Origin of the sequence: Streptomyces phaeochromogenes (assembly GCF_001418655.1) — a bacterium.
Lineage (GTDB): Bacteria > Actinomycetota > Actinomycetes > Streptomycetales > Streptomycetaceae > Streptomyces > Streptomyces phaeochromogenes.
The window spans coordinates 1-10,207 of record NZ_LIQZ01000416.1 but is presented as its reverse complement, the minus strand read 5'-3'; the positions used below and the strand labels follow the sequence as shown (position 1 = coordinate 10,207).

Sequence of the window (10,207 nt, the reverse complement as noted above, 5' to 3'; positions counted from 1 at the left end):
TTGGTGAGTCCCGGCCCGCCGCGCCGCCCGCAAAGCACGGCGAGCGGCGTCGGCGGGCCGGGACTCACCAACCGGGAGGGCTTCACCGGCCGGGAGCGCCTCACGGGCCGGGAGCGCCTCACGGGCCGAGTGGGACTCAGCGGCCGAAAGCGTCTCGCCTGCCGGAGACGTCTCGGTGCCAGGCGAGTCCGCCTGTTCCGCCTGTTCCGGCTGTTCCGGCTGTTCCGGCTGTTCCGGCTGTTCCGGCTGTTCCGGCTGATGCAGCTGTTCCCGCTCGTCCTGCCGATCCTGCTGGTCCGGCTGGTCCCGCTGCTCCGGCCAATCCGGCTGGTCCGGCCAATCCGGCCGATCCCGCTCCTCCGGCCGATCCGTCGAAGACATCACGTCGACCTCCTCAGCGAGACCAGGTCGGACAGCTCGCGGTCGGTCAGTTCTGTCAGGGATGCCTCGCCGGAGCCGAGGATCGCGTCGGCCAGGGCCCGCTTGGAGGCGAGCATCTCGGCGATGCGGTCCTCGACGGTGCCCTCGGTGATGAGGCGGTGGACCTGGACGGGCTGGGTCTGGCCGATGCGGTAGGCGCGGTCGGTGGCCTGCTCCTCCACTGCGGGGTTCCACCAGCGGTCGAAGTGGACGACGTGCCCCGCGCGCGTGAGGTTGAGGCCCGTACCGGCCGCCCTGAGGGAGAGGACCAGGATCGGCGTCGCCCCGCTCTGGAACCGGTCGACCATGTGCTCGCGCTCGGCCACCGGCGTACCCCCGTGAAGGAGCTCCACGGGGACCGCGCGCGCCGCGAGGTGGTCGGTGATCAGCTTGGCCATCCCCACGTACTGCGTGAAGACGAGCGCCGAACCGTCCTCGGCGAGCAACGTGTCCAACAGCTCGTCCAGGAGGGCGAGTTTGCCGGAGCGGGCGGCCTGGCGGGAGGCCCCTCCGCCGCCGGGGTGCCCGCCGGTGTCCTCCTTCAGATACAGCGCGGGGTGGTCGCAGATCTGTTTGAGCGCGGTGAGGAGCTTGAGGACCAGGCCGCGCCGGGCGATGCCGTCGACCGTCTCGATCGCCAGCATCGACTCGCGGACCACGGCTTCGTACAGGGAGGCCTGTTCGCGGGTGAGGGGGACGGGGTGGTCCGTCTCCGTCTTGGGAGGCAGCTCGGGGACGATGCCGGGGTCGGACTTCTTGCGGCGGAGGAGGAAGGGCCGGATCAGCCGGGCGAGACGGGTCACGGCCTCCTCGTCCTCGCCGTTCTCGACCGCGCGCGCGTGCCGGGCGCGGAAGGACTTCAGCGGGCCGAGCAGTCCCGGAGTCGTCCAGTCGAGCAGGGCCCACAGTTCGGAGAGGTTGTTCTCCACGGGGGTGCCGCTCAGGGCGACCCTGGCCGGTGCGGGGATCGTCCGCAGGGCCTTGGCCGTCGCCGAGTACGGGTTCTTGACGTGCTGGGCCTCGTCCGCGACGACCATGCCCCACTGCTGCCCGGAGAGCTGCGGCGCCGTCGACCTCATCGTTCCGTAGGTGGTGAGGACGAACCCGCCGTCCATGTTCTCCAGGGACTCCAGGGAGCGGCCGGGGCCGTGGTAGCGGCGCACGGGCACGCCCGGGGCGAACCGCTCGATCTCCCGCTGCCAGTTGCCGAGCAGCGAGGCGGGGCAGACGACGAGGGTCGGCTCGGGGCGCGCCCGCTTCAGATGCAGCGCGATGAGAGTGACGGTCTTGCCGAGGCCCATGTCGTCGGCGAGGCAGCCGCCGAGGCCGAGCGAGGTCATGAGGTCGAGCCAGGCCAGTCCGCGGAGTTGGTAGTCCCGGAGGGTGGCCTTCAGGGCGGGCGGTGGTTCGGCCGGTCGCAGTCCTGCCGTGAGGCGGTCTCGCAGGGCTGCCAGCGCGCCGACCGGCACCGCCTCGACCGTCTCGCCGTCGACCTCCGCGCTGCCGGTGAGCGCCACGGAGAGGGCGTCGACCGGGTCGAGCAGGCCCAGTTCGCGCTTGCGCGCCTTGCGGACGAGGGCCGGGTCGACGAGCACCCACTGGTCCCGCAGCCGCACGACGGGGCGGTGTGCCTCGGCGAGCGCGTCCATCTCGGCCTCGGAGAGCGGGTCGCCGCCGAGCGCCAACTGCCAGCGGAACTGGAGCAGTTCCTCGCTCTCGAAGAAGCCCGTGCCGTCCGTGGCCGAGCCCGGCGCGGGGCGGACGACCGCCGCCGCGCTCAGGTCCTGCGCGAGGTCGCGGGGCCAGTGCACGGCGACCCCTGCCGCGCCGAGGCGGGTCGCGGCGACGCCGAGCAGGTCCGACAACTCGTCCTCGGACAGCGCCAGTACGTCCGGCACGTCCTGCCCGGACAGCCGGTCCAGGGGCGGCCAGACGCGGGCCGCGCGCCGCACGGCCAGCGCCGCGTCGACACGGGCACGCGGTCCGAACGCCGTGTCGGCAGCGCCCGCCCACAGGGCCGCGGCGTCGACGACGAGGGTGGGGTCGGCGAGGCTGTGCACCTGGACGACGGCCGCGCCCGCGCGCCGCGCGCCCTCGCTGTCGTCGAAGAGCTCGTACGCGGACAGGTCCAGGCGCAGCGAGATCCGCACCCCCGCGTCCATGCCCGCGGCGACCTCCGCCGCCCAGTCCTGGGCGCCCGGCAGCCGCTGGGGCCCGGCTGCGGCGAAGGGTTTCCCGGTGGCGTACGGCGCGGCGGCGGTGCGGGGCAGGGCGTCGGCGACCGCGTCCACGAAGGCGCGCATCAATGCTTCCCGGTCGGGCAACTGGAGCGGGCCTCGGCCCGGCAGCGGCACGGCGTGTCCCTCGTACGGAAGGGACGCGGCGACCGCCCTCAGGTGGGCGATGTCGTCCGGGTCCAGGGGGCCGGCGCGCCACGCGTCGAATCCGTCGGGCGTCAGGCCGGGCAGCAGCCGTCCGCGCGCGACGAGGCGCAGGGCGTGCAGCGCGGCGGCGCCCCAGCAGGCCGTGGCGGGGTGTGCGGCCGGGTCCCGCCGGGCCCGCACCAGCAGCGGCAGCGCCTCGACGACCGGCAAGGTCAGCGCGGGCACGGAGGCCCTTCGAACGCCCGCGCCGTGCCTCCGTACGACCGTGAGCTCGGTGTCCGGGCCAAGGAGCGGTGCGTCCCCGTCCGGGTCCCAGAAGGCGATTCGGCCGTCGCGCGGCAGGGCGGCGGGCAGGAAGACGGCGGCCGGCCGCACGGACACCCCAAGCTCGGTGCCGACAGCGGCACGCGTCTCCGCCACGCTCATGCTCCCGGTCACCCCTCTCGCCCCGGTCGGATCACTCGTCTTCGACTCTACGGGCCGGGTCTGACAGTGCGGCTCGGCGGCGGAGCGGGGCGGGTCAGGGTGTCGTTCTGGAGACGACGTAGACCATGGGGTGGCCGGGCTTCGACCAGTCCACGACGATGTCCTGGGTGGGCGTCGGGTTCTTGTGGGTGTGGCTGAGGCCCGACCAGGGACCGGAGCCGGTGAACTCCCAGCCGACGACCCGCCGGTCCCGGGCGCCGATGGCGACGTCGTTCTTCTTCAGGGCCGCACGGCTGGTGCCGATGGTCTTGAGGAACTTGTCGAGGCCCTCGTCGCTGGTGAGGAACTGGACGTAGAGACGGCTGGTCTTCCAGTTGTTCGTCTCGTAGTACGCGACCTCGGCCGAGGACCCCGGGATGGGGATCCGGTAGAGGCGGCGCTGGACGCGTGAGGGCCAGCCCGGCGTGAGGCCGGTCGCCGAGTACTTCTCCTCCTTGTCCTTGCCGCTGTCGCGGCTCTGGTTGGCGGAGATCACCAGGTAGCCGGCCGGGACACCGATGAGCAGCACAATGATCAGCAGCGTCAGGGAGCGGCGGCGGATCATGTGGCCGCGGTCCTCGGCCGGCCGCGGTGGCTCGTCCGGGGGCGAGGCCTGGCGCGGCAGCGAGGCCGTCACAGCGTGTCCTGTGCGGAGCGGCGCGACTCGGCGTAGCGCTCGTACCGCTCGTAGCGCTCCACCCGGCGCCGGTTGGCGCGCCGGAAGCGGCGGGCGACGAGCCGGGCGAGGTCCGCGGCGCCGACCATGCCCGCCTCGGGGCCGAGCTGGGCGCGGGCGATCCGGGCCTCGGGGCGGTAGCCGCGGCCGGTCAGGTGGCGCCGGAAGGCGTCGCGGGCCGGGCCGATGAGCAGGTCGTCGGCCGCGCTGACGCCGCCGCCGATGACGAAGCAGGAGGGGTCGAGGGCCGCCGCGAGGTTCGCGATGCCGACGCCGAGCCACTGGCCGATGTCCTGGAGCAACTCGATGCACATGGCGTCGCCCTCGCGGGCCAGCTCTGTGATCATCGGGCCGGTGATCTCGGAGATGTCGCCCTTGACGTGCTCGATGATCCCGTACGCCACCGGGGAGTCGGCGGCGGCGAGCTCGCGGGCCTCGCGGACCAGCGCGTTTCCGGAGCTGTACTGCTCCCAGCAGCCGCGGTTGCCGCAGGGGCAGCGGTGGCCGCCGGGCACGACCTGCATATGGCCGAACTCGCCGGCGACGCCGAACTTGCCGCGTTTGACCTGGCCGTCCTCCAGGATCGCGCCGCCGATTCCGGTGCCCAACGTGATCATGACGAGGTGGTCCTCGCCGCGGCCGGCACCGAAGCGCCACTCGGCCCAGGCGGCGGTGTTGGCGTCGTTGTCCACCAGGACGGGCACGGCGAGGCGGCCCGAGATGCGGTCCCGGAGGGGCTCGTTGCGCCACGACAGGTGGGGCGCGAACAGGACGCGGTTGCGGTCCGCGTCGACCCAGCCTGCCGCGCCGATACCGACCGCGTGCACGTCGTGCCGGTCGGAGAGGTCCAGGACCAGCTCGACGATGGTGTCCTCGACGACCCGGGGGCTCTTGGACTTGTCAGGGGTCTCGGTGCGGACCTTCTCCAGGATGTTGCCGTCCGCGTCGACGACTCCCGCCATCACCTTCGTACCGCCGATGTCGATGCCGACGGTCGGCACGCGCGGCGCCGTCAGGTGTGACCGGCGCTCGCGTGTGCCCACGGTGCGCAGGACGGTGGCCCGGCGGGAGCCGATGGGGGCGCCCGCGGCTCTGGCGGAGCCGAGCGCCCTGGGGAGTGCGAGGTCGCGGTAGGTGCTCATCGCGCCGATTCTGCCGCACGTGGGGGGCTGGCTGCACGGCGGCGTCCCTCGCGGCGCCCGGGGCAGCACCCGGGAAGCCGCCGCTGCCCGTGAGCCGCGGGTTCGTCGTGGCTGGTCGCGCCCACGCGGCGGAGGCGCACATCGACACACCCCGCGCCCCTCACGGGGCGCCGCCCGCCAGCTCGTGGCGCAGGTCGTCCAGCTCACTGCCGCCCGCCATTTGGCGGGTCAGTTCGTCCAGGGTGATCTCGTCGCGTGTGTGGCTGCCGGTCATCGTGCCGCGCTTGAGGAGGACGAAACGGTTGCCTACTAGGTAGGCGTGATGCGGGTTGTGGGTGATCAGGACAACGCCGAGGCCCGCATCACGTGCGGCGGCCACATATTTGAGGACCATGCCGGACTGCTTCACCCCGAGGGCAGCGGTGGGCTCGTCGAGGACGAGGACCTTGGCGCCGAAGTGGACGGCGCGGGCGATGGCCACGCACTGGCGCTCGCCGCCCGAGAGGGTGCCGATGGGCTGGTCGACGTCACGCAGGTCGATGCCCATGCGCAGGAGCTCCGCGTGGGTCGTCCTGCGCATGAGGTCGACGTCCAGGCGCTTGAAGGGGCCCCTGCCCTTCCGCGGCTCGGAGCCGAGGAAGAAGTTCCGCCAGACCGGCATCAGTGGCACGGTGGCCAGGTCCTGGTAGACGGTGGCGATGCCCTTGTCCAGGGCTTCGCGCGGGGACGCCGGGCGGGCGTCCTCGCCCTCGATGCGGAAGGTGCCGGCGTCGTGCCGGTGCAGCCCCGCGATGATCTTGATCAGGGTCGACTTCCCGGCGCCGTTGTCACCGAGGACGCAGGTGATCTCGCCCGCGTGGACCTCCAGCGAGACACCCTCCAGGGCGCGGACGTTGCCGTAGTACTTACTGACGTCGTCGAGCTCGACGAGGGCCGTTCGCGCGGTGGTACGCATCGTCCCGGCGGCCTCGCCCATCTCGCTGATCCGCGTCATTTCGTGGCCTCCGCGCGCTTGCGGACCCAGGCGTTCAGCAGGGTCGCGAGGAGCAGCATCGCTCCGAGGAAGAACTTGAACCAGTCGGGGTTCCACTCGGCGAACACGATGCCCTTGTCGGTCATGCCGAAGATCAGCGCGCCGACCGCCGAGCCGATGGCGGAGCCGTAGCCGCCGGTGATCAGACACCCACCGATGACGGCCGCGATGATGTACGTCAGCTCCTTGCCGACGCCCTCTCCGGACTGGACGACGTCGAAGGAGAAGAGCAGGTGCTGTCCGGCGATCCAGGCGGCGAGGGAGACCCCCATGTAGAGGCCGATTCTGGTCCTGTCGACCGGGACGCCGACCGCGCGGGCCGCGTCTTTTCCGCCACCGACCGCGAAGATCCAGTTGCCGACGCGGGTGCGCAGCAGGATCCAGGAGGCGAGGGCCACCAGACCGAGCCACCACAGGATGGTGATCTTGAAGTCGACGCCGCCGACCGTGAGGACGGAGGCGAAGACGGCCCTGGCGGACGCGAAGCCCTCCATGTCGGCGATCGTCTTCGTGGAGACCGTGCCGCTGATGAGCTTGGTGAAGCCGAGGTTCGTCCCGGTCAGCATCAGGAAGGTGCCGAGCGTGATGATGAAACTGGGCAGCCCGGTGCGGGTCAGCATGAAGCCGTTGAAGAAGCCGATGGCGAGGGTGACCAGCAGCGAGACGCCGACGCCGACCCAGACGTTCGCGGTCATCTGAAAGCTGAGCATCGAGGAGATCAGCGCGGACGACGTCACCATGACGCCCGCGGACAGGTCGAACTCGCCGCCGATCATCAGCAGCGCCACGGGCACCGCCATGATGCCGATCGTGGAGGCCGCGTAGAGGACGGTGCTCAGCCCGGCCGCCCGTACGAAGCTGTCGGCGACCAGCGCGAAGAACAGGAAGACGGCGAGCGCGCCGACCACCGAGCCGAGTTCGGGGCGGCCGAGCAGCCTGCGCAGCGGCGAGGTCCGCAGAAGCCGTTCGTCCACCGCAAGGGCCGTCGCGGTCATCGGGTCCCCCGCTCCGCGTACTGCTCCAGCTCGGCGGCCTGGTCCTCGGTGATGATCTGCGGGCCGGTGAGGACGGGCCTGCCGCCGCCGAGCGTGTCGGCGTTGTACTTGTGGAGCCAGAGCAGGTCGACGGCCTCGTACCCCTGGAGGTACGGCTGCTGGTCGACGGCGAAGCCGAGGGTGCCGTCCTTGAGCGAGGCCGCCACCTTGGCGTTGAGGTCGAAGGTGTCTATCTCGGCCTCGCTGCCCGCGTCCTGCCGGGCCTTCACGGCGGTGTCGGCATAGGGGGCGCCGAGGGTGACGACCGCGTCCACGGACCGGTCGGCCTGGAGCTTGGCGCCTATGGATGCCTGTACGGCGGACATGTCGGTGCCCTCCACGTACAGGTTCCGTACGGTGCCGTCGAAGGTCTTCCTGACTCCCGCACAGCGCTGCTCGTGGCCGACGTTGCCCTGTTCGTGGAGGACGCAGAGGGTCTTTTTCCGGCCACGGCGGTTCAGCTCTTCGCCGACGGCCTCGCCGGCGATCGTCTCGTCCTGGCCGATGTGGGTGAGCGCGCCGAACGCCTTGGACTCCGCGGAGCCGGAGTTCACCGTGATCACGGGTATGCCGGCCTTCTCGGCGCGCGCGAGGGCGCCCTTCATGGCGTCGGGCTTGGCGAGCGTGACGATGATGCCGTCGACGCCCTTGTCCACGGCGGCGTCCACGAGCTGCGCCTGCTGCTGGGCCTCGTCGTCGTGCGAGTACAGGAACTTGATGTTGTCCTTGACCGCGGCCTGCTCGGCGCCGTTCTGGACGATGTCCCAGAACGTGTCGCCGTCGCCCGAGTGGGTGATCATCGCGAAGGTCCAGCGGGGCGTGTCCACCGCGGCCCTGCCCTGGGCGGACGCCGCCTCGCGGGCGTCCTCGGCGCGCTTGCCGCCGGTACTGCTGCACCCGGCCAGGGACGCGCCGAGCGCCCCTGCCACCGCGATGCCGACCCAGGTCCGAAACCGTGCCACGAAGCCGTGCCCTTCTTGAATCCGATACATGGAGATACCAAGTATCGGACACGGCGATCACCCATTCGGACGGCGGGTACCGCGCGAGCACATCCCGCCGACCCGGGGCGCGACTGAGGCGCCCGCCGAGTCGTACGAGGTCAGGGGCGTATGCGGTCAGGGGCGTGCGCGGGCTGGAGTGTGCGCGGTCAGGGGCGTACGAGCAGCTGGAACTCGAAGGAGTAGCGCGAGGCGCGGTAGGTGTGGGTGCCGAACTCGACGGCTCGGCCCGTGTCGTCGAAGGTGGTGCGCTGCATGGTGAGCAGCGGGGCTCCCTCGGGCTCGCCGAGGCGCTCGGCCTCCACGGCCGTGGCGGCGCGGGCTCCGACGGACTGGCGGGCGCTGTGCAGGGTGATGCCCGCGGCACGCATCAGCCGGTACAGACCGGTGGCCTCCAGCTGCGAGCTGTCCAGGCCGAGGAGACCGGGCGGCATGAAGTTGCAGAGGTACGCCATCGGCTCGTTGTGGGCCAGGCGCAGCCGCTCCACCCTGTGTACGTCGCTGCCCTCGGCCACCGAGAGGGCGGCGGCGACCTCGGCCGACGCCGGGACGACGGTGTTGACGAGGACATGGGTGGCCGGGCGCTGACCGGCCGCCTCCAGGTCGTCGTAGAGGCTGCTCAGCTCCAGTGGTCGCTTGACCTGGCTGTGCACGACCTGGGTGCCGACGCCTCGACGGCGTACGAGGAGGCCCTTGTCCACCAGCGACTGGATGGCCTGGCGGACCGTGGGCCGGGACAGGCCGAGGCGTCCGGCGAGCTCGATCTCGTTGCCCAGCAGGCTGCCCGGGGTCAGGGCGCCGTGCTCGATCGCGGCTTCGAGCTGCTGGGCGAGCTGGAAGTACAGCGGCACCGGGCTGTTCCGGTCGACGCTGAGCTGGAGCGGCACGGTCGGGTCCACGTCTGGTTTGGGCACGGGGCCGAGCGTAGCTCCGGGGGATGATGACGGGAAGTTGTGAGGTTCGATTGTCCGGACAAAGCGTTGACAGGGTGTAGGGTCCGCCCTCAGTTTGGTCCCATGCGCATCGGACTCATCGGGACGGGTCGAATTGGTACATTCCACGCGACCGCCCTCAGCCGGCACCGCGAGGTCGGCGGCTCTCTCATCGTCACGGACGCGGACACCGCACGCGCCCGTCGGCTCGCGGACCGCTTGGGCGCCACGGCGGCGCCCGGCGTGGACGAGATCTTCACCTGGGGCGTGGACGCCGTGGTCATCACGGCTGCCACCTCAGCACACGCCGAACTGATCGGTCGGGCAGCACGGGCCGGGCTTCCGGTGTTCTGCGAGAAGCCCATCGCCCTCGACCTGCAGGGCACGTTAACGGCCATCGCGGAGGTCGAGACTGCGGGAACGATCCTGCAGATGGGGTTCCAGCGGCGTTTCGACTCCGGGTACACGGCCGCTCGGGAGGCGGTGCGCTCCGGCTCGCTCGGGCGGCTGCACACCGTGCGCGCCATGACCTCCGACCAGTCGCCGCCGTCGGTCACCTACCTGCCGCTGTCCGGCGGGCTGTACCGGGACACGTTGGTGCACGACTTCGACATGCTCCGCTGGGTGACGGGCCGCGAGGTCACCGAGGTGTGCGCGATGGGCTCGGACGCCGGGCCCTCGATGTTCCGCGACGCGGGCGACATCGACACGGCCGCGGCCGTCCTCACCCTGGACGACGGCACGCTCGCCTCCGCCACGGCGACCCGGCTCAACGGCGCCGGGTACGACGTCCGCATGGAGCTGGCCGGTGAGCTCGACCAGATCGGGGTCGGGCTCGACGACCGTACGCCGATCGCCTCCACGGAGCCGGCCGGGCCGCCTGCCGCGACGAAGCCGTGGACCGGGTTCCTTGAACGGTTCGGGCCCGCGTACGAGGCGGAGCTGCATGCGTTCGTCGAGGTCGTGCGGGGGGAGCGGGCCAATCCTTGTGACGGGCGGGAGGCGTTGCAGGCGTTGCGGATTGCCGAGGCGTGCGAGTTGTCTCGGCGTGAGCGCCGAGTGGTGCGGCTTGGGGAGATCGCGGGGGTGCGGGACTGAGGGGTTTCGCCCCCGCCGCCCC

8 protein-coding genes and 1 pseudogene are annotated in these 10,207 nt (G+C 71.8%); 1 reads left to right on the top strand and 8 read right to left on the bottom strand.

All coding sequences use genetic code 11. From position 1 onward, the window contains the following. The 8 genes and pseudogenes from AOK17_RS51790 to AOK17_RS41260 form a co-directional block, all read right to left on the bottom strand. Nucleotides 1-381: pseudogene (locus tag AOK17_RS51790) on the bottom strand (hypothetical protein); the annotation flags it as partial. Beyond that, complete coding sequence (locus tag AOK17_RS41290; protein WP_055617783.1) at nt 381-3,230, bottom strand: DEAD/DEAH box helicase; 2,850 nt, start codon at nt 3,228-3,230, stop codon at nt 381-383. The pseudogene AOK17_RS51790 and the gene AOK17_RS41290, both read right to left, overlap by 1 nt. Nucleotides 3,231-3,324: 94 nt before the next feature. Beyond that, nucleotides 3,325-3,906, bottom strand: coding sequence for a hypothetical protein (locus tag AOK17_RS41285; RefSeq protein ID WP_055617782.1), 582 nt, complete (start codon nt 3,904-3,906; stop codon nt 3,325-3,327). Further along, entirely contained in the window at nt 3,903-5,087 is a 1,185-nt protein-coding gene (locus tag AOK17_RS41280; protein WP_055617781.1) for an ROK family glucokinase, read from the bottom strand. Before AOK17_RS41280 ends, AOK17_RS41285 begins: the two co-directional genes overlap by 4 nt. 160 nt (nt 5,088-5,247) lie before the next feature. Beyond that, nucleotides 5,248-6,081: an ATP-binding cassette domain-containing protein gene (locus tag AOK17_RS41275; RefSeq protein WP_245697692.1), complete on the bottom strand. Its 834-nt coding sequence runs from the start codon at nt 6,079-6,081 to the stop codon at nt 5,248-5,250. After that, nucleotides 6,078-7,115: an ABC transporter permease gene (locus AOK17_RS41270; protein ID WP_055617780.1), complete on the bottom strand. Its 1,038-nt coding sequence runs from the start codon at nt 7,113-7,115 to the stop codon at nt 6,078-6,080. Before AOK17_RS41270 ends, AOK17_RS41275 begins: the two co-directional genes overlap by 4 nt. Beyond that, nucleotides 7,112-8,116 carry a sugar ABC transporter substrate-binding protein gene (locus AOK17_RS41265; RefSeq protein ID WP_055617779.1) on the bottom strand — a complete coding sequence of 335 codons (1,005 nt, stop codon included), beginning with the start codon at nt 8,114-8,116 and terminating at the stop codon, nt 7,112-7,114. The genes AOK17_RS41270 and AOK17_RS41265 overlap by 4 nt, the downstream gene beginning before the upstream one ends. A gap of 188 nt (nt 8,117-8,304) precedes the next feature. Next, entirely contained in the window at nt 8,305-9,042 is a 738-nt protein-coding gene (locus tag AOK17_RS41260) for a GntR family transcriptional regulator (RefSeq protein WP_107102636.1), read from the bottom strand. Nucleotides 9,043-9,171: 129 nt separating this feature from the next. Here AOK17_RS41260 and AOK17_RS41255 point away from each other — a divergent pair, with 129 nt between their 5' ends. Continuing rightward, complete coding sequence (locus AOK17_RS41255) at nt 9,172-10,185, top strand: Gfo/Idh/MocA family protein (protein ID WP_055617777.1); 1,014 nt, start codon at nt 9,172-9,174, stop codon at nt 10,183-10,185. Nucleotides 10,186-10,207: the final 22 nt, after the last annotated feature.

Excerpts from the sequence above, each read along its gene's own strand:
- AOK17_RS41290 (WP_055617783.1), bottom strand. The coding sequence starts at position 3,230 with ATGAGCGTGGCGGAGACGCGTGCCGCTGTCGGCACCGAGCTTGGGGTG.
- AOK17_RS41275 (WP_245697692.1), bottom strand. The coding sequence starts at position 6,081 with ATGACGCGGATCAGCGAGATGGGCGAGGCCGCCGGGACGATGCGTACC.
- AOK17_RS41280 (WP_055617781.1), bottom strand. The coding sequence starts at position 5,087 with ATGAGCACCTACCGCGACCTCGCACTCCCCAGGGCGCTCGGCTCCGCC.
- AOK17_RS41270 (WP_055617780.1), bottom strand. The coding sequence starts at position 7,115 with ATGACCGCGACGGCCCTTGCGGTGGACGAACGGCTTCTGCGGACCTCG.
- AOK17_RS41255 (WP_055617777.1), top strand. The coding sequence starts at position 9,172 with ATGCGCATCGGACTCATCGGGACGGGTCGAATTGGTACATTCCACGCG.